At 72.6% G+C, this 23,517-nt stretch carries 19 protein-coding genes; 14 read left to right on the top strand and 5 right to left on the bottom strand.

Annotation, left to right across the window (positions count from 1 at the left end; genetic code table 11):
* Positions 1-678, bottom strand: a complete 678-nt coding sequence (locus ACZ5AJ_RS12280; protein ID WP_464135132.1) for a hypothetical protein — start codon at positions 676-678, stop codon at positions 1-3.
* Between the two features lie 178 nt (positions 679-856).
* Here ACZ5AJ_RS12280 and ACZ5AJ_RS12275 point away from each other — a divergent pair, with 178 nt between their 5' ends.
* On the top strand, positions 857-1,759 hold the full coding sequence (locus tag ACZ5AJ_RS12275; RefSeq protein ID WP_464135129.1) for a hypothetical protein: 903 nt from the start codon (positions 857-859) through the stop codon (positions 1,757-1,759).
* A 267-nt stretch (positions 1,760-2,026) separates the two neighbouring features.
* The gene (locus ACZ5AJ_RS12270) at positions 2,027-3,286 is read left to right on the top strand and encodes a MalY/PatB family protein (protein ID WP_464135125.1); all 1,260 of its coding nucleotides are present in this window, start codon (positions 2,027-2,029) and stop codon (positions 3,284-3,286) included.
* Between the two features lie 868 nt (positions 3,287-4,154).
* Here the strand turns inward: ACZ5AJ_RS12270 and ACZ5AJ_RS12265 are convergent.
* From ACZ5AJ_RS12265 to ACZ5AJ_RS12255, 3 genes are all read right to left on the bottom strand, one after another.
* Positions 4,155-4,937 (bottom strand): MerR family transcriptional regulator, encoded by a 783-nt coding sequence (locus ACZ5AJ_RS12265; protein ID WP_464135121.1) that lies wholly within the window; start codon positions 4,935-4,937, stop codon positions 4,155-4,157.
* A 486-nt stretch (positions 4,938-5,423) separates the two neighbouring features.
* Positions 5,424-6,407, bottom strand: coding sequence for a bile acid:sodium symporter family protein (locus ACZ5AJ_RS12260; protein ID WP_464135117.1), 984 nt, complete (start codon positions 6,405-6,407; stop codon positions 5,424-5,426).
* A gap of 157 nt (positions 6,408-6,564) precedes the next feature.
* The gene (locus ACZ5AJ_RS12255) at positions 6,565-8,076 is read right to left on the bottom strand and encodes a glutamate-cysteine ligase family protein (protein ID WP_464135114.1); all 1,512 of its coding nucleotides are present in this window, start codon (positions 8,074-8,076) and stop codon (positions 6,565-6,567) included.
* A gap of 191 nt (positions 8,077-8,267) precedes the next feature.
* On the opposite strand from ACZ5AJ_RS12255, the gene ACZ5AJ_RS12250 reads away from it, so the two are divergent.
* From ACZ5AJ_RS12250 to ACZ5AJ_RS12195, 12 genes are all read left to right on the top strand, one after another.
* Positions 8,268-9,641, top strand: a complete 1,374-nt coding sequence (locus ACZ5AJ_RS12250; protein WP_464135110.1) for an NAD(P)/FAD-dependent oxidoreductase — start codon at positions 8,268-8,270, stop codon at positions 9,639-9,641.
* 142 nt (positions 9,642-9,783) lie between these two features.
* A complete protein-coding gene (locus ACZ5AJ_RS12245) occupies positions 9,784-10,503 on the top strand; it encodes an NUDIX hydrolase (RefSeq protein WP_464135107.1) in 720 nt (239 codons plus the stop codon).
* A gap of 55 nt (positions 10,504-10,558) precedes the next feature.
* Positions 10,559-11,944 carry a quinolinate synthase NadA gene (gene nadA, locus ACZ5AJ_RS12240; protein ID WP_464135104.1) on the top strand — a complete coding sequence of 462 codons (1,386 nt, stop codon included), beginning with the start codon at positions 10,559-10,561 and terminating at the stop codon, positions 11,942-11,944.
* Positions 11,941-13,569: an L-aspartate oxidase gene (gene nadB, locus ACZ5AJ_RS12235; RefSeq protein ID WP_464135101.1), complete on the top strand. Its 1,629-nt coding sequence runs from the start codon at positions 11,941-11,943 to the stop codon at positions 13,567-13,569. Before nadA ends, nadB begins: the two co-directional genes overlap by 4 nt.
* A complete protein-coding gene (gene nadC / locus ACZ5AJ_RS12230) occupies positions 13,563-14,486 on the top strand; it encodes a carboxylating nicotinate-nucleotide diphosphorylase (protein ID WP_464135098.1) in 924 nt (307 codons plus the stop codon). The genes nadB and nadC overlap by 7 nt, the downstream gene beginning before the upstream one ends.
* Positions 14,487-14,502: 16 nt before the next feature.
* Positions 14,503-15,657: a cysteine desulfurase family protein gene (locus ACZ5AJ_RS12225; protein WP_464135093.1), complete on the top strand. Its 1,155-nt coding sequence runs from the start codon at positions 14,503-14,505 to the stop codon at positions 15,655-15,657.
* A gap of 279 nt (positions 15,658-15,936) precedes the next feature.
* Complete coding sequence (locus tag ACZ5AJ_RS12220; RefSeq protein WP_464135089.1) at positions 15,937-17,349, top strand: anion permease; 1,413 nt, start codon at positions 15,937-15,939, stop codon at positions 17,347-17,349.
* A 1-nt stretch (position 17,350) separates the two neighbouring features.
* Positions 17,351-17,599 carry a hypothetical protein gene (locus ACZ5AJ_RS12215; protein WP_464135085.1) on the top strand — a complete coding sequence of 83 codons (249 nt, stop codon included), beginning with the start codon at positions 17,351-17,353 and terminating at the stop codon, positions 17,597-17,599.
* Positions 17,600-17,693: 94 nt separating this feature from the next.
* The gene (locus tag ACZ5AJ_RS12210) at positions 17,694-18,548 is read left to right on the top strand and encodes a nucleotidyltransferase family protein (RefSeq protein WP_464135082.1); all 855 of its coding nucleotides are present in this window, start codon (positions 17,694-17,696) and stop codon (positions 18,546-18,548) included.
* Positions 18,545-19,954, top strand: a complete 1,410-nt coding sequence (locus tag ACZ5AJ_RS12205) for a galactokinase family protein (RefSeq protein WP_464135079.1) — start codon at positions 18,545-18,547, stop codon at positions 19,952-19,954. The genes ACZ5AJ_RS12210 and ACZ5AJ_RS12205 overlap by 4 nt, the downstream gene beginning before the upstream one ends.
* A gap of 113 nt (positions 19,955-20,067) precedes the next feature.
* Entirely contained in the window at positions 20,068-21,063 is a 996-nt protein-coding gene (locus tag ACZ5AJ_RS12200; protein WP_464135074.1) for a hypothetical protein, read from the top strand.
* A gap of 420 nt (positions 21,064-21,483) precedes the next feature.
* Positions 21,484-22,422 carry an aminotransferase class IV gene (locus tag ACZ5AJ_RS12195; protein ID WP_464135071.1) on the top strand — a complete coding sequence of 313 codons (939 nt, stop codon included), beginning with the start codon at positions 21,484-21,486 and terminating at the stop codon, positions 22,420-22,422.
* A gap of 55 nt (positions 22,423-22,477) precedes the next feature.
* On the opposite strand, the gene ACZ5AJ_RS12190 is transcribed toward ACZ5AJ_RS12195, so the two are convergent.
* The gene (locus tag ACZ5AJ_RS12190) at positions 22,478-23,434 is read right to left on the bottom strand and encodes a sugar-binding transcriptional regulator (RefSeq protein WP_464135067.1); all 957 of its coding nucleotides are present in this window, start codon (positions 23,432-23,434) and stop codon (positions 22,478-22,480) included.
* Positions 23,435-23,517 lie beyond the last annotated feature (83 nt).

The raw sequence follows: 23,517 nt of genomic DNA, 5'->3' as shown, positions 1-23,517 counted from the left end.
TCAGTCGACGAGGTCGAACTCGACCTGCTCGGTGTCCGCGCAGATGCTCGTCACAGAGACCGTCCAGCCCTCGATGGTCACGGTCTCGCCGATGGTCGCGGCCTCCACATCCCGCGGAGCCTCGTCGTCGATCGCCGCGGTGAGCCGGGCCTCGGCTCCGTCGATGCTGCTCGCTCCGATGATCAGCTCGGAGCCGTCGCGCTCGGGCAGCGCCGGTTCGGCGGTCTCGCCGACGCGCACGTAGTACGCGCCCTCGCCGGTGCAGGGGTCGTCGGGCCCGGCGAACCCGTCGGGGGCGGCAGTGACGGCGTAGGGCTCCTGGTCGACGTCGTCCGCCGGGTCCCCGCCGGTCGCCCCGTCATCGGCCGACGGGCCGTCGGAGGCGGGATCGTCCGGCCCGCTCGCGCCGCCGGAGCCGCCGTCGTCCGATGCGCCGCTGTCCGAAGCGCCGCTGTCCGAAGCGCCGCTGTCCGATGCCTGCGAGGTGGCGGACGTGGCGCCGTTCCCTGCGGCGTCCTCCGCCGCATCGTCGGCTCCTCCGGAGCATCCGGCCAGGAGCAGCATCGGCAGCAGGAGCAGGGCGGCGGCGCGACCGGCGGCGGCTCGGTGGGTGGAGCCGTGCCTGCGGGCGGAGCCGACGCGGAGGGTGCCGTCAGCGCGGTGGACGGTGCGGGTCACGAGGACTCCTTCGGATGAGGACTGATGCCGCCGCCACGATAGGGATGCGGAGCCCGTCCAACCTAGCGGACCGCGAGACGACCGGAAGCGGCCTGGGACGGACCGAGGCCGACCGAGAGCAGCCAGAGGGCCGACCGGAGCGGAAGGCCGATGCCCCGCGGCATGGCACCATCGGAGCGTGAGCGCCGACGACACCTCTCCCCCCTCGCGCCCGGCCCGGACTGCCGCCGAGTCCACCCCAACGGGCGCGCCCCCGCGTCGGCCGTCCACGCCCTCGCCGGCGGTGCTCGTCGGCCGCACCGACCCCGCTCGCCGGGTGCGCCCGGTGGACTGGTCGGCGGACGGCAGCGCCTCGCGGGCCCAGGACTCCCCGTCGGCGAAGCTCCCCGTGCGCGGCGCGGACGGTACGACCGGAGCGACCGGCGCGACTGGAGCGGACGGTGCGACCAGAGCGGCCGGCGCGGGCGCGGAGAGCGGAGGGAGCCGACGGGCGCGGACGATCGAGCTCCCGCGCCCTGCGGCGCCGCCGCCCCCGGAGGCCGTGCACTCGCTGCTGCCCGAGGACCCCCGTCCGAACCCGCGTCCGCTGCGGATCGAGGACGCGCAGATCCGCAGCGTGGGCGTCGATGACCTGCGCAGCGAGGAGATCGTGCTGGCCGTCGCAGACCCCGAGGACGCCTGGACGGCCGACGCCGGCATCAGCGACCACTACCTGCGCGGTGGCCTCGTCGTCCAGGTCCGACGTGCCGACAACGCCGTCATCGGCGCGTTCTCCGCCCGCTACGCGCTGTCGGTGCGTCCCGAGGACTACCAGCCCGCGCTCGACATCGCCGACGACGCCGCCGGACCCAGCGCCCGCGGCGGCCGCGGCACCCGCCACCCCACCACGCGTCGCGAGCTCATGACGCGCATGCAGGAGGCCGGGTTCGTGATCGCCCCCGGCTCCACCCACGGGCGCGTCAGCCATCCCGACCATCCGGGCCTGTTCGTCCCCTTCGCCTCGACGCCCTCGGACCGCCGCTTCACCCGCCACGCCGTCGCGCAGATCCGACGCGTGTTCGGCATCGACCTGCGCCGGTGAGCCTTCCCGCGCTTCCCCGCGCCTCCCCGTCGGCGCAGGTGAGTCGCAGGTGAGTCGCAGGTGAGTCGCAGGAGCGTCGCGGGAGATGCGCGGGAGCACTGCAGGTGAGTCGCAGGAGCATCGCGGGAGATGCGCGGGAGCGGCGCCGGAGAGGTGCCGATGCGGGGCGGATGCGGACCGGTGAACGCGCATGACGCACGACGTCGGCCGACGGCGGGTCCCGCCGGTAGATTCGAGGCATCGCACCGAGCTCTGCAGGAGGACACCGTGACCGTGGATGCACTCGATCCCGCACGACAGACGGCGTACGACCTCGAGACCCTCGTGGACCGCACGTCGATGGGCTCCTCCAAATGGCTGGCGATGCACCGGACCGCCGCACGCTTCGGGGCGGATCTCTCCGTCGACGACGGGCAGGAGCCCATCGCCCCGTTCTCCGTCGCGGACCTCGACATCCCGCAGGCGCCCGAGATCGTCGGCGCGATCCGCGAGGCCCTCGAAGACGGCTTCGTGCTCGGCTACTCGATGCCGACCCCCGGCTATCTCGACGCCGTCACCACCTGGATGCGCGAGCGTCACGGCTGGGAGATCGACCCCGCCTGGATCCGCACCACCCCGGGCGTCATCCCCGCCTTCACGATCGCCATCCGCACGTTCACCGAACCCGGCGACGGCATCATCCTGCCCACCCCCGCCTACTATCCGATGTTCGGATCCATCGAGAGGAGCGGCCGACGGATCGTGCGCAGCCCGCTCGTCGAGCGCGACGGCCGGTGGCGGCTGGACCTCGAACTCCTCGAGGAGCAGGCGAAGGACCCGCGCTCGACGATGCTGCTGTTCTGCAGCCCCCACAATCCCACCGGGCGCGTGTGGGAGCGGGACGAGCTCGAGGCCGTCGCCCGCATCGCCGTGGACAACGACCTCCTCATCGTCAGCGACGAGATCCATTTCGACCTCCTCCAGCCCGGCCACGAGCACACCGTGCTCGCGACCCTCGGCGAGGACGTCGCCGCGCGGACCATCGTGCTGACCAGCCCCAGCAAGTCGTTCAACGTCGCCGGTCTCCAGCTCGCCAACGCGATCGTCCCCGACCGGGCCCTCCGCGACCGCTTCACCACCGAGGTGCATGCCCTCGGCTTCGACAATCCCGGAGCGGTCGGCGCGATCGCCTGCGAGGCCGCCTACACCCGGGGCGGGCCGTGGCTCGATGAGCTGATCGCGCTCGTCGGCCGCAACCACGAGGTGATCAGGGCGTTCTTCGCCGAGCACTTCCCTCAGGTGCGGGTCGCCGACCTCGAGGGCACCTACCTGCAGTGGGTGGACCTGCGAGGGCTGCGGATCGACGCCGACGAGCTCGAACGCATCCATGTGGTCGAGGCCCGGCTCTTCCTCGACGAGGGCACGGTCTTCGGCCCTGAGGGGGAGGGCTTCACCCGCTTCGTCATCGCCACCCCCACCCATGTGCTCGAGGCGGCCCTGGAGCGTCTGCGCATCGCCTACGACCGGGCGCTCGCGGCGAAGGGCTGAGCGCGAGGGCGCCTCTGGCGTGAGGGTGCCCGGACGTGAGAGCGGCCCGGACGTGAGAGCGGCCCGGACGTGAGAGCGGCCCGGACGTGAAAGTGCCCCGGCTCGTCCCCACGAGCCGGGGCCATCCCTTTCCCCCGCGTCCCCGGAATCGTTGGACGCTGCCTTCTCCTCAGTCAGCAGGTCCTCCGGTGACGCGATGAGATGAGTACACCCGACGAGTCCGAGGAAGTCCTGTACTGGACCTGTCGATCTGCTGTCATGCCCGGGCGCTCCATGGGAGTGGCCCAGGATCGATGCGGGACGCGGCACGCGGAGCTCGCCTTCGTGTGGGGCACCGCCAGCGAGCAGTGTCCGTCTACCACCGTTCGAGAGGCGCTCAAGCGACGGTAGACGGACACTGCTCCATGGCGACGGCCTCCTACGCTGCTGGACGGACGGATCCCACCTATGGCATGCCCAGCTCTGCGCGCTGTCTGGCCCATGACCCGCGCTCGCTTGACCCGCGCGCGCTTGCTCCACGCGCTCTTGACCCGCGCGCCCTTGATCGACGTGAGGTGCGCTTTCCCCTGGATGGGAGAGTCGTTCGGACGTGAAGGTACCCGGACGTGAGGGCCCCCGGACGTGAAAGTGCCCCGGCTCGTCCCCACGAGCCGGGGCCATCCCTTTCCCCCGCGTCCCCGGAATCGATGGAGCCTGCCTCCTCCTCAGTCAGCAGGTCCTCCGGTGACGCGATGGGATAACTACACCCGGCGGGCCCTGGCGTTCACTGTGGCGCCCCTGGCAAGCGCCTGAGAGGCGGTGCCTGGACGCGACTCCGAGCGTGGGCCGAGGTCTGGGCGGACCTTGTGCCGTCTGGCGATATCGCAGGTCAGAGGTGAGATCCGAGCGGATCAGGAGGGCGCCATGGCAGAGATCCGTCGTTTGTGAAGGTCTTGCGAACGAACGCGGCGTGACCCAGCAGACGCAGCGACCGGAGCACCCGATCGAAGCCGATGGTGCCGGCGACGGCCCGCATCACCACGGCATCGTCCGACGGCGGCTGGTCCGACACCGGGGCGGTGCGGCTCATCTGCTGCAGATCGCCCTTCGCGATCTCCGCCATCGGCTCGGCATAGCGGTCGACCTCCTGGGTCAGATCGGTGAAGTCCCAGGACTCGAGCATCCGCAGTGTGCTGTCCAGCGCGCGGCGAGGTGCGGAGTCGACGTCGGGCCACTCGAAGCGCGCCAGCAGAGGAGCGATCAGCGGGTGCTCGGCGGAATCTCGTTCCATGGCCGCCTCTGCTCCGCCGGCGCTGTCGTCACTGCTGTCGCTGTCCGCAGACGTGCGGGGATCGTCGGGCGCGTTCGGGCCGGGCGGCATGTCCTCGTAGTCGTCGAGCCCCAGGGCAAGGGCATGGGCGTCGCCGAGCGCATCGATCAGCGGGCGATCCGGGTCGTCGAGGATCGTCGTGAGCTGCTTGATGCGGTGGATGGGGGCCCCGGCGGCCTCCCGCAGGATCCGGATCAGCCGCAGACGCTCCAGGTGGCGCTCCTCGTAGTCCTGCCGCGTCGCGGTCACCCGGGTACCTGCCGGGAGCAGACGCTCCCGCCGGTAGTACTTGATCGAGGCGATGCTGACGCCGCTGGCCTCGGACAGATCGCTCAACTGCATGCGAGCTCCCGCGGGATAGTGAGATGCATGAGCGCTATCTTCGTCGCCGGATGTCGGATAGCGCAACTATCGTGGGGTGATGGATCCTTCTCCTCGTCGCCTGGACCACACCGCCGCCTCCCTGCAGGTGAGGTGCCCATGCCCGGGTGGGCGGGGCCGACGGCGCCGACGGGGCGGGCGATGATCCCCGACCCGGGCTCGGGCACCCCGGGCCCCGATCGTGGGCCGGGCGCGGGCGGCGCCTGCGGTCGTCCGTACTCCGCCAGTCCGATCCGCTGTCGCGACCGACGGCGCCGTCAGCGATCCGAGCGGGACCGCCTGGACCAGCGGACACGGCAGGCGCCGGCCCGACGCCTCGCCAGTCCCTGCCGCCACCGCCCGCTGACCCCGCCGGACGGCGGAGGACGGCCGTCCGACGAGGCCTGATGCGGCTGCGGGCCGGAGGCGGCTGCACGCCCCGGGCGACCGTGAGCCTCGGGGAGACCGTCAGGCGCGATCGTCGGCCAGGTGCCTGTCCGCGCTGCGGCGGTAGTACATCGCCAGGACGGCGCCGGAGAGGTTGTGCCAGATCGAGAACACGGCGCCGGGCAGGGCCGCCGCGGGGCTGAAGTAGGTCGCGGCGAGCGTCGCGGCGAGACCGGAGTTCTGCATGCCGACCTCGATGGACGTCGTGCGGGCGGTGCGGACGGGCTGGCGCAGGAGGCGCGCGAACCAGTAGCCCAGCAGGTAGCCGACGCCGTTGTGCAGGATCACCGCGGCGAGGACCAGCAGGCCCGCCTCGACGATCTTGTCCGCCGATCCCGAGACCACGGCGACGACGACCAGGGAGATGCCGACGACGCTGACCCAGGGGAGCGCGGGGAGCACGGCGTCGACCAGCTTCGAGAGCAGCAGGCGCACGACCAGGCCGGCGATCACCGGGATCAGCACCATCTGCACGATCGACAGCGCCATCTCGCCCGCGTTCAGCGGCATGTAGGCGCCCGCCAGCCACAGCGTCAGCAGGGGCGTCAGGAGCGGAGCGAGCAGCGTGGAGATCGAGGTCATCGCCACCGACAGCGCGGTGTCGGCCTTGGAGAGGTAGGTGATGACGTTCGAGCTGGTGCCGCCGGGGGCGCAGCCGACGAGGATCACGCCGGCGGCGAGCTCGGGCGGGAGCTGCAGGAGCCACGCGACCGCGAAGCCGACCAGCGGCATGATCAGGTACTGGGCGACCACGCCGATGAGCACCGGCAGCGGGCGCTTGGCGACGAGGGCGAAGTCGGGGAGCGTGAGGGTCAGGCCCATCGCGAACATGATGACGCCGAGGAAGATGCTCGTGTACGGCGCGATGGTCTGCCCGGCGTCGGGCAGGAGGAAGCCGAAGGTCGCTGCGGCCAAGATGATCACGGGGAACACGGTCACGGCGATGCGCGCCGAGCGATCTTCCTGGGATAGGGCGGGCTTCGCCGAGGTGGAGGAGGAGGTCATCCCTGCAGAGTACGACCAGATCCGTCATGTGAGACCACAATCCCGACATGTGGGCAGCGGTGAGGGCGGGGGCGCCGCTGGCCAGCGGGGACGCCGACGCTCAGCGTGCCTGGCACAGCCGGCTCGGCTCGTCTGGGCTCGGCTGGGCTCGACCGGCTCAGTCGCGCTCGCGGTCCCGCTCACGACGGGCGGGCACGGGCCAGGCGTGGACGGGCTCGCCGGAGTCGACGCCCTCGCGGTAGAGCCGGGTCATCTCGGCGAGCGCCGTCGGCCGGTCCGCGCCGCGCAGCTCGAGGGAGGTGACCGTGTCGATCTGCCAGCGGGCGCCGTTGCGGCCGGTGCGGGCGCGCTCGGTGAGGATGTGCTCGTAGCGCTCGATCGCGTCGTCGTCGGCCCCGAGGTCCCTCAGGCCCGCCATCGCCACCGGGATCAGGTGCTCCAGCAGCAGATCGGCCACACGCACCTTCCCGAGCCGCGGCCACCGGATCCGCGCCTCCAGCCCCCAGCGGGCGCACTGGTGGAACGCCTCGTCGGCCTGCTCGAAGCTCATCCGCGACCACAGCGGCCGCCGCTCATGGACGAGGGAGTGGACGAGCCCGTAGAAGAAGGCGGCGTTGGCGGCCATGTCGGCGGCCGACGGTCCCGCCGGCAGCAGGCGGTTCTCCAGGCGGAGGTGGGGGACGTCGGTGCCGGGGTCGTAGATCGGCCGGTTCCAGCGCCAGACGGTGCCGTTGTGCAGCATCAGCTCGTGCAGGCGCGGGGAGGCGCCCTCGGTGAGCAGCGGCTCCTCGGCCATCTGCCGGGACTCGGGGATGAGCGCGGGGAACAGCCGCACGTTCTCCTCGAACAGGTCGAACATCGAGGTGATCCAGCGCTCGCCGAACCACACCCGCGGGCGCACCCCCTGCGTCTCGTACTCCGGCGGCCGCGAGTCGAGGGCCTGCACGAAGGTGGGGATGCGGGTCTCGTGCCAGAGGCGCCTGCCCATGAGGAAGGGCGAGTTCGCCGCGAGCGCCGTCTGCGGGCCCGCGATCGCCTGCGCCGCGTTCCAGGCCGCGGCGAACTGCTCGGGGGAGACCTGCAGGTGCAGCTGCAGCGAGGTGCAGGCCGACTCCGGGGCGATCGAGTCGAAGGTCGCGTCCAGGCCCCTGCCCTCTCCGTCGATCCGCAGCTGGATCTCCTCGCCGCGGGCCTCGAGCACAGCGGCCTCGAGGGCCGCATAGCGGGCCCCGGGTGCTCTCCACTGCTCGCCCTCGAACAGCTCCGCGGTGATGGTGGGCAGGTGCCCGACGGGCACGACGCGCGCCCCGTGCTCGCGAGCGGCGTCGTCGGCCCGGCTCACCCGCTCGCCCAGTGCTCGCTCGAGATCGAGCAGGCCCGAGCCTGCGGGATGGTTGACCGGGAGGTTCGCCTCGACGTTGAAGCGTCCGATCTCGTGCTGGAAGTCGGGGTCGTCGAGCTCCTCGAGGACCGTGTCCGACAGCAGGGCGGGCTGCCAGGTGGAGGCGTCGGCGAGGTTCATCTCGAGCTCGACGCCGATCGTCCCCTCGTCCACGAACTCTGCCGTGTCCAGGAAGGACTCGAACAGGTCGAGGTTGCGTCGCAGCTCGTGGCGATAGTGCGTGCGCTGTCCGCGCGTGTACTCGGTCGAACCGATCTCGCGTCCCATGGTGGCCTCCCGGGGCGGGGTGGATGCCGCGACGTCGGCGCGCGGACTCAGCGGGATCATCCAAGCACGCCGACGGCCCCGACGGCACACCCCGGAGGGGGGGATGGGGGCAGGCGCAGGCCGGACCGTTGCCGTCGCGGCGGCTCGGGCCTAGCGTGGCGGCACGCGACCGTTCGACGAAGGAGCCACCGATGCCCGCCCTCAGGAGCAGCTACGACCACGTGATCGTCGGCGGCGGGGTCGCCGCCGACAAGGCCGCCCGTGCGATCCGGGAGGCCGCCGAGGAGGCGACCATCGCGATCCTCTCCGCCGACGCCGACGGGCCCGTCTACCGCCCGGCGCTCAGCAAGGACCTCTGGCACGGCGACGATGCCGACCCCGCATCCCAGGATCTGCGCACCGCGGAGGAGACCGGGGCCGACCTGCTGACCTCCACCGAGGTCGTCGCGATCGACGCCGTCGGCCGGACCGTCACCCTCGCGACCGGCGATGCCATCGGCTACGGACAGCTGCTGCTCGCGACGGGCTCCGCGCCGCGCCGCCTCGAGGGCGTCGACGATCCGCGGGTCGCCTGCCTGCGCACGGTCGCGGACTACCGGCACCTGCGCGAGCTCGCCGCCGACGGCGCGCGCATCGCCGTGGTCGGCGGCGGCTACATCGGCTCCGAGGTCGCCGCCGCGCTCACCCGCACCGGCGCATCGGTCACCCTGCTCCACACCGGGCGGAAGATCCTCGACGGGATGTTCCCCGACACGATCGCCACGCACCTGTCCGAGGTGTTCGGCGGGCACGGCATCGAGCAGGTGGGCGGGTTCCGCCTCATCGGCATCGACGGGGCCGACGGGTCGGGCGGGTCGGGTGGGGAGGCGGCTCCGCTCGTCCTCCGCGCCGAGGACGGACGCGAGGTGGAGGCCGACGCCGTCGTGCTCGGACTGGGGGCGGTGCTGCGCACCTCCCTCGCCCGTGCGGCTGGCCTGGCGATGGACGGTGACGGCGACGCGGACGGCGACGGTGCGGCCGTCGTCGTCGACGCGCAGCTGCGCACGAGCGCCGACGGGATCTGGGCGGCCGGCGACATCGCGCGCTTCGACGATCCGCTGTTCGGCACCCGCCACGTCGAGCATGTGGACAACGCCTGGGCGAGCGGCGAGCGGGCCGGGAGGAACATGGCGGCCGCAGCCGCCGCAGCCGCCGCAGGAGCCGCCGCAGCCGCAGCCGCCGAGGCTCCGGCAGACGCTGCGGCGGACGGCACGGTGGAGGATGCGGCGGAGGATGCGGCGGACGGGCTGGAGGCCTACGCGTACACGCCGCTGTTCTTCTCCGACCTGTTCGACGACGGCTACGAGGCCGTCGGACACCTGGACGCCTCACTCGAGACCGTCGAGGTCTGGGACGACGACCATGAGGCGGCGGTCGTCCACTACCTCGACGACGGGAAGGTCGTCGGTGTGCTGCTGTGGAACACCTGGGACAGCGCGGAGAGGGCGCGCGAGGTCATCGCCGCCTCCCACCACGGCACCCTGGGCCTCGAGGACCTTCGCGCCCAGATCGCGCCCGGGGGCTGAGGCTCCGGAGGCTGAGTTAGAGTCACCCGTTCTGTGACCCAGGTCCCAAAGCGGAGGGCTGACAGCGACTTCTGGTCGCGGCGACCCTAATGTCTTCGCAACCCGTAAAGGTTCCGATGACTTTAACTGGAGGTGGCCGTCCATGGGCAACCAGGTCTCCCTCGCCGTCTCCACGGTCATCTTCGCGCTCCGCCCGCATCCGCACACCCGTCGGCCGGTCCTCTGGCTCCCGCTCGTGCGGCGAATCCGTGCGCCCCACCAGGGGCGATGGGCGCTCCCCGGGGGTCCGCTGGCGGCGGACGAGGGCCTGGCAGCATCGGCCGCCCGGAACCTGCGCGAGACCACCAAGCTCACCCCGCAGTACCTCGAGCAGCTCTACGCCTTCGGCGGGCTCGACCGCGTCGGCGACGGGGCGCGCCCGGCCGCCGCGCAGGACGGAGCGCCGGACGACCGCACTGTCTCGATCGTCTACTGGGCGCTCGTGCGGCCCGCCGAGGCTGATGCCGGCGAGGCCGGGGTGAACGTCCAGTGGTTCGTCGCCGACGAGCTGCCCGAGCTCGCCTTCGACCACTCGCTCATCGTCGAGTACGCCCTGTGGCGCCTGCGCAACAAGGTCGAGTACTCCCGCATCGCCGCCGCGTTCCTGGGGGAGACCTTCACCCTCGCGGAGCTGCGCGGCGTCCACGAGGCCGTGCTCCAGCGCACTCTCGACCCCGCGAACTTCCGGCGACAGATGGAGTCCTCCGGCCGCCTCGTGGCCACGGACGCCTTCCGCACCGGGGGCCGGCATCGTCCGGCCCGGCTGTACCGGCACGACACCTCCATCCACCTCGCGGACAACGGGCCCCTCACGGGCCAGTGACCCCGCGGCCGTCGGCCGACCCACCGCCTGCCCCTCGATCCCCACGGAGATCCCCATGACCACGACCAGCCTCACCGCTTCCGTCGACCTGACGATCCGCGACATCTCGGCCGGAGCCGCCGCAGGAAGCACCTGCTCGACGCAGCTTCTGGACGCACCCTGGGACGTCGATGCGCGCGACCCCGGCTACGGGCCCGGAGCGTCGATGGCCGATCCGGTCCCCGCCGACGCACCCCGCCAGCGCGAGATCCCCCAGCAGTACCGCGATGCGAGCCGCGAGGAGCTGGACCGGCGCATCCGCGCCGCCAAGGCCGAGCTCGGCGAGCGCGTCGTGGTGCTCGGGCACTTCTACCAGCGCGACGAGGTCGTCCAGTACGCCGACTACGTGGGCGACTCCTTCCAGCTCGCCACCGCCGCGAAGGCGCACACCGATGCCGAGGCGATCATCTTCTGCGGCGTGCACTTCATGGCCGAGACCGCGGACCTCCTCTCGACCCCGGAGCAGGCGGTCATCCTCCCCAACCTCGCCGCCGGCTGCTCGATGGCCGACATGGCCGACCTCGACCAGGTCGAGGAGTGCTGGGAGCAGCTCATGGAGGTCTACGCCGACGAGCTCGACAGCGCCGACGGTCCCGGAGCTGACGGACGCGCACCGATCATCCCCGTCACCTACATGAACTCCTCCGCCGCGCTGAAGGGGTTCGTCGGCCGCCATGGCGGGATCGTGTGCACCTCCTCGAACGCCTCGACGGTCCTGGAGTGGGCCTTCGAGCGCGGGCGCCGCGTGCTGTTCTTCCCCGATCAGCATCTGGGTCGGAACACCGCCAAGGCCATGGGCATCGGCCTGGACCGGATGCCGATGTGGAACCCGCGCCGGCCGCTCGGCGGCAACGACGAGCAGGACCTGCTCGATGCGCAGGTCGTGCTCTGGCACGGCTTCTGCTCGGTCCACAAGCGCTTCACCGTGGACCAGATCGCCACGGCGCGCCAGGACCATCCCGGCGTGCGGGTGATCGTCCACCCCGAGTGCCCCATGCCCGTGGTCGACGCGGCCGACGAGTCCGGGTCGACCGACTACATCCGCAAGGCCATCGAGAACGCGACCGAGCCGACGACCTTCGCGATCGGCACCGAGATCAACCTCGTCCAGCGCCTCGCCGCCCAGCACCCCGAGCACACGATCTTCTGCCTCGACCCCGTCGTCTGCCCCTGCTCGACGATGTACCGCATCCACCCCGGATACCTGGCCTGGGCGCTCGAGTCGCTGCTCGAGGGCGAGGTCATCAACCGCATCACCGTCGGCCCCGAGGTCGCCGAGCCCGCGCGCACCGCGCTCGAGCGGATGCTCGCCGCCAAGCCCGCTCCTCGACCCATGCCCGGTGAGGAGCAGGCTGCGACGAGCACCGCGAGCGCGGCCACGGGCGCCGCCCGGGAGGCATGAGAGTGCGCGCCGATCTGCTGGTCGTCGGTTCGGGCATCGCGGGCCTGACGGCCGCGCTGCGCGCCTCCCGCGAGGCGGGCGTGCTGCTGGTGACCAAGGGCGAGCTCGCCGACGGCTCGACCAGCCGCGCCCAGGGAGGCATCGCCGGAGCGGTCGACCCGGCCGACAGCCCCGCCGACCACGCCGCCGACACCCTCGTCGCGGGCGACGGCCTGTGCGACGAGGATGCCGTGCGCGTCCTCTGCGAGGAGGGGCCCGAGGCGATCCGTGCGCTCATCGCCCTCGGCGTCGGCTTCGACCGCGCCGACGGCGCGGGGTCGACCGACGGCGCAGGGTCGACCGGTGGTCCGACGGCCGCCGGGCACCCCTACGCGCTGGGGCTCGAGGGCGCCCATTCGCGTCCGCGGATCCTGCACGCCGGGGGCGACGCCACCGGCCGTGCGATCGAGGACGCCCTGGTCGCCGCGGTGCGCGAGGCCGAGGCCGCGGGTCGCATCGCGATCCTCGAGCGCACCGCGCTGATCGATCTGCTGCTCGTCGACGGACGGGCACGGGGGGCCGAGCTGCTCGGCGCCGACGGCACCCGCCTCGTGGCACGTGCCCGGGCGACGCTGCTGGCCACCGGCGGAGCCGGACATCTCTTCTCCCGCACCACGAACCCCGCGGTTGCCACCGGCGACGGCACGGCCGCCGCATGGCGGGCCGGTGCCGCCCTAGAGGACCTGGAGTTCCACCAGTTCCATCCGACGGCGCTCGCGCTCGGCGAGAGCGCCGGAGCCTTCCTGGTCTCCGAGGCGGTGCGCGGCGAGGGCGCGGTCCTGCGCGACGAGCACGGGCGGCGCTTCATGACCGATGTCGACCCGCGCGCGGAGCTCGCCCCCCGCGACGTCGTCGCCCGGGCCATCGCCCGAGCCATGGCCGCGCAGGACGGCCGCCCCGTGCTGCTGGACGCCACTGCCCTGGGAGCCGAGCGTCTCGCCGCCCGCTTCCCGACGATCGACGCGGCCGTCCGCGCCGCCGGGATCGACTGGTCGCGCGAGCCCGTCCCGGTGACCCCGGCGGCGCACTACTGGATGGGCGGGATCCGCACCGACCTCGACGGCCGCACCACTGTGCCGGGTCTCTACGCGGCGGGGGAGTGCGCCCGCACCGGGGTCCACGGCGCCAACCGTCTGGCCTCGAACTCCCTGCTCGAAGGGGCGGTCTTCGGTGCCCGCGCCGCCGACGCCGTGCTCGCCCAGCTCAGCGGGCCCGCGTCGACCTCGACGGCCCCGCTGTCGGCGGTCCCGTCGTCGGCACTCTCGCCGTCGGACGACGACCTCGCCCCGTCGCCCAGCGGCCCCGAGTCGACCGGGGGCGAGCCGGGATGGACCCGGCGCGAGCTGCAGGAGCTCATGTGGGAGAAGGTCGGCCTGCTGCGCACCGGAGCCGATCTCGACGCCGCGGCCGCGCAGCTCGCCGCCTGGCGCTCCCCGGACCCCGCCCGGATCACCGACATCACGGAGCTCGAGGACCGCAACCTGCTCGACCTCGCGCGGCTGACCACCGCCCATGCGCTCGCGCGACCGCTGTCCGTCGGCGCCCACCATCGTCTCGACGCCCCCTCGGAGGCCTTCGCATGCTGACCACCGCCGTCCCGCCGCTGTCCCGCGCCCAGATCGACCCCGTGGTCGCCGCGGCGCTCGCCGAGGACGCCCCCTGGGGCGACATCACCGGTCAGCTCCTGCTGCCGTCGGACGCCGTCGCCTCCGCCCGCCTGAGCGCCCGCGAAGGAGGCGTGCTCGCAGGGATCGATGTGCTCGCGGCGGCGTTCCGCCTCACCGATCCCGCGGTCGAGGTGACCCCTCTGGCGGCCGACGGCGACTCCTTCTCCGCCGGTGACGTCCTCGCCCGCGTCGTCGGACCCGCCCGCGCCGTGCTGCAGGCGGAGCGGATCGCGCTGAACCTCATCCAGCGGCTCTCCGGGATCGCTACCCTGACCAGGGCTTTCGTTGATGCGGTCGAGGGGACCGGGGTGCGCATCGCCGACACCCGCAAGACCACCCCCGGGCTGCGGGCCCTCGAGAAGCATGCGGTGCGCTGCGGCGGCGGCAGCAGCCACCGCTTCTCGCTGTCCGACGGAGTGATGGCCAAGGACAACCATCTCGCCGTGCTGCGCCAGCAGGGCGTCGACCTCACCGAGGCGATCCGCGGCGCCCGCGCCCGGCTCGGGCACATGACCCGCCTCGAGGTGGAGGTCGACCGGCTCGACCAGATCGAGCCCGTCATCGCCGGAGGCGTCGACGTCATCATGCTCGACAACTTCACCCTGGATGACCTCGTCCGGGGCGTCGGGATCGTCGCCGGGCGCGCGATCGTCGAGGCCAGCGGCACGGTCACGCTCGAGACCGTCGGTGCGATCGCCCGCACCGGCGTCGACGTCATCTCCTCCGGCGCCCTCACCCATTCGGTGCGCAGCCTCGACCTCGGGCTCGACATGGACGTCTCGGCGGGACCGTCGGCCGACGGCGAGTCGGGACCGTCGGCCGACGACGGAGAGTGAGGAGAGTGAAGCACCCGTGATCTACCTCGACTCGGCCGCCACCTCGCCGGTCCGACGGGAGGCCCTCGAGGCGGCCTGGCCCTATCTGACCGGCTCCTTCGGTAACCCCTCGAGCCACCACGCCGTCGGGGAGGAGGCGGCGCGGGCCCTCGCGGACGCCCGCGGCCGGATCGCGGCCGTGCTCGGCGCCCGCCGCAGCGACATCGTGATCACCTCCGGCGGGACGGAGGGGGCGAACCTCGCGATCAAGGGCCTCGCCCTCGCCTCGCCCCGCGGGAAGCACCTGGTCAGCTCGCCGATCGAGCATGAGGCGGTTCTCGAGAGCATCGCCTTCCTGGAGCGCGTGCACGGCTTCGAGGTCTCCTTCATCGATCCCGGGTCCGACGGTGTCGTCACCGTCGACGCCCTGCGCTCCGTGCTGCGCGAGGACACCACGCTGGTCTCGCTCGCCCATGCGAACAACGAGATCGGTGCGATCGCCGACGTGCGCGCCCTCGCCGAGACCGCCCACGGCGTCGGCGCCCTGTTCCACACCGACGCCGTGCAGGCCGCCGGCTGGCTCGACCTGAAGGACCTCGGCGTCGACGCCCTGACCATCTCCGGGCACAAGGTGGGCGCACCCAAGGGGGTGGGAGCCGCGATGATCCGCGGGCGCCTGCCGCTCGAGCCCCTCGTCCACGGCGGAGGTCAGGAGGGCGGGCGGCGCTCCGGCACCGAGAACGTCGCCTTCGCGGTCGCCCTCGCCGTCGCCCTCGAGCGCGCCGAGGCCGAGCGGGAGGAGCGCGTCGCAGCGACCCTCCCGCTGCGCGACGAGCTCATCGCCCGGGTGCTCGCCGCCCGTCCCGGCACGCTGCTGACCGGGCCGACGGCGGGGCCGGCCGCGGAGCCGGCTGGGGAGCCGGGCCGCCGACTGCCGGGCCACGCCTCCTTCTGCTTCCCCGGCGTCAGCGGCGAGTCGGTGCTGCTGGACCTCGCCGAGCACGGGGTGATCGCCTCCAGCGGCTCCGCCTGCGCCGCCGGTAGCGATGAGCCCAGCCATGTCCTCACCGCCCTCGGGATCGAGCGCGAGGTGGCCCAGACCGCCGTCCGCTTCACCCTCGGGCACGGGATCGACGCCGCCGCGATCGAGGATGCCGCGCGCGCCGCCGAGACCGTCCTCGGAGGACGCTGAACACCCTCGGGCGGGCTTGCGGACAGCGCGGGCGCGAGGGCCGAGGAGCGGATGAACCCCCAGGTCGAGCTCCATCTCCGACCCCCTTCAGGCACAGCACCCGCACAGCTGCCGCATAGCCCTCCGACAGGCGGGCGGTGAGCGCCGCAGCCTCCGCCGGCAGCCCGAGAGGTGATCTGGGGCACACGGATTCGTGAAGCGCCAGGACGATGGTTAACGCACGGTGAACGAGAGGCGAACGGCGCCTGCGCTCACGGTTTCGGGTTGCACACTGGCCGCATGACAGGCGAGCTCGTCATCCTGCTGCTGCTGATCGTGACCGCGGTGGCCTTCGACTTCACCAACGGCTTCCACGACACCGGCAACGCGATGGCCTCCTCCATCGCCACCGGCGCGCTCAAGCCCAAGGCCGCGGTCACCCTCGCGGCGATCATGAACCTCATCGGTGCGTTCCTCTCCGTCGAGGTCGCGATCACCGTGACCACCTCGGTGCTGCGCATCCAGGACACCGGCACGGGCGACCTCGTCTCCGGGCTCGACGGCACCACCGCGATGTCGATCGTCTTCGCGGGCCTCGTCGGCGGAATCCTGTGGAACCTCGCGACCTGGCTGTTCGGCCTCCCCTCCAGCTCCTCTCACGCCCTGTTCGGCGGGCTCGTCGGCGCCGGCCTCGCCGCCATGGGGACCCTCGGCATCAACTGGGGCGGCCTGCTCGCGAAGGTGATCATCCCCGCGCTGCTGTCCCCGTTCATCGCCTGCGCGGTCGCGGCCTGCGGCTCCTGGCTCGTGTTCCGGGTGACCCGCGGCCTCCGTGAGACGCAGCGCGACAAGGGCTTCCGCGCCGGCCAGATCGCCACCGCCTCCCTCGTCTCCCTCGCCCACGGCACCGGCGACGCGCAGAAGACGATGGGCGTGATCGCCCTGGGACTGATCGCCTACGGCTCCCTGACCACCGGCGACATCGAGGCCAGCGGCCTGCCGCCATGGATCATCCTGCTGTGCGGGGGAGCGATCGCACTGGGCACCTACCTCGGCGGATGGCGCATCATCCGCACCCTCGGCAAGGGCATCACCGATCTCAACGCGCCGCAGGGCTTCGCGGCCGACGCCTCCTCCGCCGCCATCATCCTCACCTCGAGCCACATGGGCATGGCCCTGTCGACGACGCACGTGGCCACGGGCTCGATCGTCGGCTCCGGCGTCGGCCGACCCGGGGGCGTCGTCCGCTGGGCCACCGCGCGCCGCATGGTCGGAGGCTGGCTGCTGACCCTCCCCGCCGCCGCGATCATGGGCGCCATCACCTTCGGCATCGGCCATCTCGTGGGCGGAGCCGGCGGCGCCGTCCTCGAGTTCGCGATCCTCGTCGCGCTCGCGGTGTTCATGTACTACCGCTCGACCCTGCAGAAGGTCGACCACACGAACGTGACCGCCGAGTGGGAGGGCGCCGCCGCCGAGATCGGCCTCGAGGAGCCCGTCGGCCTCGATCCGGACGGCACTCCGGGCAGCACCGAGGCTGTCGGTGCCGAGCCTGCGGGTGCTGAGCCTTCGGGCGGCGAGCCTGCGGGGACCGAGCCTGTCGGTGCCGAGCCTTCGGGCGGCGAGCCCGCGGGTGCCGCGTCCGTGGGTGCCGAGCCCGCGGGACGCACGGATGGCGCACATGCGCTCGTCGGCGCGGGACGGGAGGACGCCTGAGATGATCGACATCGTCGAGATCCTCACCGGGAGCCTCCGCGTACTGGTCGTCGGACTGCTGCTGGGCGCGGGCCTTCCGCTGCTGTTCGCCGTCGGCCTCCGTCTGCAGGCCAAGGGCGAGACCGTCGTCGTCGCCCGCATCGGCGCCTGGGCGGTATTCGCGGTGATCGCACTGGTCGTCCTCTATGCGCTGCTGTTCATCACCCAGAACAGCCTCCAGCACTATCTCGGGATCACGCTGCCCATCTGACGCATCCCACGCATCCGCACGCATCCCACGCATCCGCACGCGATCGCCGCGGACCGCGTCCGCGTCGACAGCGCGCGCCGTAGACTCCGTGGGCGTGGCTGACGAGACCCCCGACGATGCCCCCGACGGGCCCCAGAGCATCGATGCCGTGCACCGCGCCGTGATCCTCGCGCGCGGCCTCGGCACGCGCATGCGCCGGTCCGACGACTCCGCGGAGCTCGACGAGAACCAGGCCGAGGTCGCTGCGAGCGGCGTCAAGGCCCTGATCGACGTCGGCCGGCCCTTCCTCGACTACGTCCTCTCCGTGCTCGCCGACGTCGGCATCACGGAGATCTGCCTGGTCGTCGGACCCGAGCACAAGGCGCTGCGCGAGTACGCGGCCTCCCGCTCCGGCGGTCGGGTCCGCGTGACCACCGCGATCCAGAAGCATCCGCACGGCACGGCCGACGCCGTCGCCGCCGCCCGCGGCTTCGCCGGCGACGACCGCGTCGTCGTCCTCAACTCCGACAACTACTACCCGCGCGAGGCCCTCGAGGCGCTCGTCGCCGCCGACGGAGCGGCCCTCGTCGGCTTCGACCGCGGCGCCCTCGTCGAGCGCTCCAACATCCCCGCCGAGCGCATCCGCTCCTTCGCGCTCGTCGCGGCCGACGACGACGGCCTGCTGCGCAACATCGTCGAGAAGCCCGACGAGGACACCTTCCGCACACTCGGCGACGCCCCCGTGTCGATGAACGCCTGGCTGTTCACCGCCTCGATCTTCGACGCCTGCGCACGCATCGAGCCGTCCGTGCGCGGGGAGCTCGAACTGGTCGACGCCGTGCGCCTGCTCATCAGCGAGGGTGAGGAGTTCCAGGTCGTGCCGGCGGCCGTCGGCGTGCTCGACATGTCCTCCCGTGCGGACATCGCCGCCGTCCAGGAGTCGCTCGCCGGGATCGAGGTGGCGCTGTGAACGGCGACGCGACGGGCGATGATCGCACCCGATCCGCAGACGGCACCCGATCCGTCGGCCGCACCCGATCCGTCGTCGAGGCGCTGCAGCGGGAGGCCCAGGACCCCACCCACGCCGACTTCACCGCACCGCGCACCGTCCACTGGTTCGTCCCCGGACGCATCGAGATCCTCGGCAAGCACACCGACTACGCGGGAGGACGCTCGCTCCTCGCCGCCGTCGACGTCGGACTGAGCATCCGGGCCGTCGGCCGCGCCGACCGCGTGCTCGAGGTCCGCTCCGAGGACGTCGACGACACCGTCGTGATGGACCTCGACTCCCCGCAGCGCCCCGTCGGCCCCGGTGCCGGGCACTGGGGCGGGTACGTGCGCACCGTCGTCGATCGCCTCGAGGCGAACTTCCGCGGCCGCCTCCGCGGCGCCGAGATCACCATCACCTCGACGCTCCCGCTCGCCGCCGGGATGTCCAGCTCCTCCGCACTGGTCACCGGGATCACCCTCGTGCTGCTGGACCTCGCCGCAGTAGCCGACGAGGAGCCCTTCCTCACCGCCATCGCCGACGACGAGCAGCTCGCCGAGTACTTCGGCTGCATCGAGAACGGCCAGACCTACGGCACCCTCGAAGGCCGACGGGGCGTGGGCACCTTCGGCGGCAGCGAGGACCACACCGCCATGATCTGCGGCGTGCCCGACGCGCTCGTGCAGTACTCCTTCTGCCCCGTGCGCCCCGAGCGCATCGTCCCCTTCCCCGACGATCTCGCACTGGTCGTCGCCGTCAGCGGCGTCGACGCCGAGAAGACCGGTGCCGCCCGCGGGGACTACAACCGCGTCTCCCTCGCCGTCGGCGAGATCCTCTCCCGCTGGAACGACGACCGCGACCGCGACGACCCCACCCTCGCCGCGGCCGTCGCCACCGGCCCCGCCTCCGTCGAGCACCTCAAGCACCTCGCCGCCGACGACGGCGACGGTCGCCCTGCTGACGATGACGGGCGCTCTGCCGGCGGCGGGCGCCTCGCCGACCGACTCGCCCAGTTCCTCGACGAGTCCGAGCGGATCGTCCCCGCCGCCGCCATCGCCCTCGAAGACGGCGACCTCGCCGAGCTCGGACGGCTCGTCGACGAATCCCAGCGCGGTGCCGAGGACCTCCTGGGGAACCAGACCCCCGAGACCATCGCCCTGCAGCGCCTGGCCCGTGACCTCGGGGCCCACGCTGCCAGCAGCTTCGGCGCGGGCTTCGGAGGCAGCGTCTGGGCGCTCGTCGACGCCAGCTCCAGCTCCGATGCCGCCGAGTCCTTCGCCGCGGAATGGCTCGCCGCCTACCGCGAACGGTTTCCCGACGCCGGAGCCCGCGCCTCCGTCCTGGTCACCCGGCCCGGCCCTGCCGCCCACCGTCTCGACGAGCGGTAGGTCCCCAGCCGGGCGACATGATTCCTGGCGTGCGAAGGAGGACGTCGTGCAAAGGAGGGCGTCGTGCGAAGGAGGACGACGGGTGCACCCGTCGCCTGTGCCACGATGAGCGCATGAGCTCGCCGATGCCATCCCTGTCCTGGCCCGCCCCAGAATCTCCGCTCCCCATCGCACCGATGCGCCCCGTCCTCGAGCGCCTCGCCTCGCTGGCCCTGACCCATCAGCGCGACGTCTCTCCGATCCCCGGTCTCGCCGATGGCGACGACGAGGTGGTCGCGGACCCGCCGCCCGTCCTCGAGCAGATCCTCGACGAGTTCGGCGGCATCCGCATCGGGGACCGCGACCACCTCAGCCTGGTCATCGACGAGCGCACCGACGTCGGCCCCTACACCCTGCTCGGGGCTCCCACCACGTTCTATCCGCTGCACGAGGGTGAGGACGTCGCCGTCATCCTCACGATCCTCGACGACGGCACCGCGGGCGCCGTCTTCGGCATCGGCGAGGACCTCGCCCTGCGACTGGTGGCCCGTGACCTCGGCGGATACCTGGAGCGCTTCGCCGACGCCCTCGCCTCGGCGCTCGGGACCCTCGACGCTCTCGAGTCCGGTGTCGGATCCGGTGACAGGTCCGGTGTCGGATCCGGTGACAGGTCCGGTGTCGGATCCGGTGCCGACGTCGACCTCGAGAGCGATGAATCCCGAGCCGAGATTCTCGAGCGACTCCTCGTCGACGCGCTCTACGCCGAGGTCCTCGGGATCGGCGAGGACGACGACGATGACGACGGCGATGTCGCGGGAGCGGACGCAGACGACGCGGGAGCGGACGCAGACGACGCGGGAGCGGATGCAGGAGAGGAACGCGCAGGTGACGCCGGCGACGCTGGCGAGGTGGGAGCCGTCGAGGTCCCGGTCGTCTCCGCGTCCGGGTTCCCCAGCGCTCCCGCCGCGACGGTCGACCTGCCAGCGGGGACCATCGGCGTCGTCGATCTCCGTGGCGCCCCTGTCGACGCCCGTGCCTCCATCATCGATGCCGACCTTCCCGGGGATCCCCTCGACTGGCACGTCGAGTGGCGCGAGGGCGGCCTCGTCGTCGCGATCGTCGCCGGCTAGCGGTCGGGGAGGTGAACGGTCGGGAAGCGGGGCAGTGTCCGTCTGCCGTCGTTGGAGCGGGTCTTCAGCGGTGGTAGACGGACAGTGGTCGCCATGTTCGGGGTGCGTGGGTGGTTTCGGGTGGTCTTGCGGGGTGTTGGGCGGGTCGGGAGTGGGGCAGTGTCCGTCTACCGTCGTTGGAGCGGCTCTTCAGCGGTGGTAGACGGACACTGGTCGTGGATCTTCAGGGGAGCACGTCGTGGATCTTGAGGGGAGCACGGGGTCCCAGGCGCGCAGGCGCGCAGGCGCAGGCGCGCAGACGCAGGGGAGCAGGGCAGAGGCCGGAGCGGGCCGGGCGTGGGCTGCGCAGGTCTAGTCTGGTAGGCAGCCCATTCACGCCGTGCCGGAACGCCGGCGCAGCAGCGTCCTCGGAGGTCCATCATGTCCACGCCCGCTCCTGACGCACCTCAGCCGGTGCTGTTCCTCGTCCCCGCGGCCGGTGGTGCGGTGGATGCGGCGGCCGCAGGCAGCGGACCAGGAGGCTCGGGCGCTCCGGGTGGCGTTCCCGCGTTCCATCAGGCGGACCCGTCGGCCGCGCAGCTGCTGGTCACGGACCTCGCGGCGACCCGCGGGGACGGCGTCTTCGAGACCGTCGGGGTCTTCGACGGCGAGCCCGTGAACCTGCGTCCCCACCTGGAGCGTCTCGTCCGCAGCGCTCGCATGCTCGAGCTGCCTGAGCCGAACATCGAGGTGATCGGCGAGGCGTTCCGGGCAGCGATCGCGGCGCACCCGGCGGTGCCGGATCTGACCGTGAGGATCCTCGTCACCCGCGGTGTCGAGGGCAGCGGGATCCCCACCTGCTGGATCCATGCGAGGACGGCCGACGACTACTCGGCCGCACAGCAGGGCATCCGGGTGATCGCCCTGGACCGCGGCATCCGCACCACTGCGCCGCAGACCAGCCCGTGGCTCCTGGCCGGAGCGAAGTCGCTCTCCTACGCGATCAACATGGCGGCCACGAGGGAGGCGCACCGTCGCGGGTTCGACGACGCCCTGTTCGTCGCGAGCGACGGCTGGTGCCTGGAGGGTCCGACGTCGACTCTGCTCGTGCGCAGGGACGGCGAGTACCTGACGACCCCTGTCGATGCGGGCGTTCTGCCGGGCACGAGCCTCGGCTCGATCGCTGAGGCGGTGCGACGGGAGGGCGGCGTGCTGCGCGAGCAGCTGCTCACGGTCGCCGACGTGGTCGCGGCCGACGCCGCCTGGCTGCTGTCCTCGGTGCGCCTGGCCGCACCCATCACGCATCTGGACGACGCCGAGCTGAGCGTCGACCGCGACACGACGGAGCGGTTCCAGCAGATCCTGCGCGGGAAGGCCTGAGTCGCCGCCTGGTCCTGCGCGGGAAGGCCTGAGCTGCAGCTCTATCGGGGCTCTCTCATGCCCCCGCGAGAATCGCGCGGGCGAGCTCGTCGTCGAGGATCGCGGTGCGGACGGCTCCGCTGCGCAGCACGCCGGTGACGCCGGGAGCCTTCTCCGCGCCGGCGGCGACGCCCACGACCTCGGGGATCCGCAGGAGCTCGGAGAACGTGACGGCGAGGACGCGCTGGTCCGTCGGCGCCCCGAGCGGGATGCCCTCGGGGTCGACGAAGCGTCCGCAGACGTCGCCGACGGGATGCTGGGCCTCGAAGGCGGCGCGCTCGGCGTCGTCGAGCTTCATCAGCCGCACCACATGCGGGGAGGAGTGCACCCCCGCGGAGCCGATGCCGACCACGGCGAGGTCCACGCGGGCGGCGTCGGCGAGGAGCGAGCCGATGCTCGACTCGGCCCGCAGCGTCGTCATCGCCGTCGCGGACTCGAGGACCGCGGGAGCGTAGAGGGTCTCGGGGCGGGCACCGAGGCGGGAGGCGAGGGTGCGCAGGACGGACTCCCCGTCGGCGAGCTCATCGAGGGCGCTGTGCCCTCCGACCAGCGGCAGCACTCGTGGGGCGGGCCGCAGGTGCAGGGCCGGGAGCTCCGCCACGATGCTCTGGACCGTCTGTCCCCAGGAGATGCCGATGGAGGAGACCTGGGCGGCGCGATCGGCGATCACCGCAGCGGCTTCGCGGGCGACGGCCTCCATGCCGCTCGTGCGGGGAGCGGAGACGACGTGGGCCTCCCGCAGTCCGAAGGCGCCGCGCAGAGCACCCTCGAGGGCGTCGTCGCGGCGGGGCGGACCGTCGGGATCGTGGATCGAGATCTCGACGATTCCGCGGTCGCGGGCCTGGGTGAGGATCCGCGACACGTTGGATCGGGACAGTCCCAGCTCCTGCGCGACCTCCGTCTGCGAACGGCCCTGCTCGTAGTAGAGGCGGGCGGCCCGGACGATGACGGCGGTGTCGCGGGGGGCGGGCATGGGCGGCTCCTGGAGGTGCGGGACATGCGGGACATGCGGGGCGTGCGAGCGAGTGCGGCCGCGGGTCGCGTACAGCGTACGAG

Source organism: Brachybacterium zhongshanense (assembly GCF_055385755.1).
This window is presented reverse-complemented; position numbering and strand designations above follow the sequence as displayed.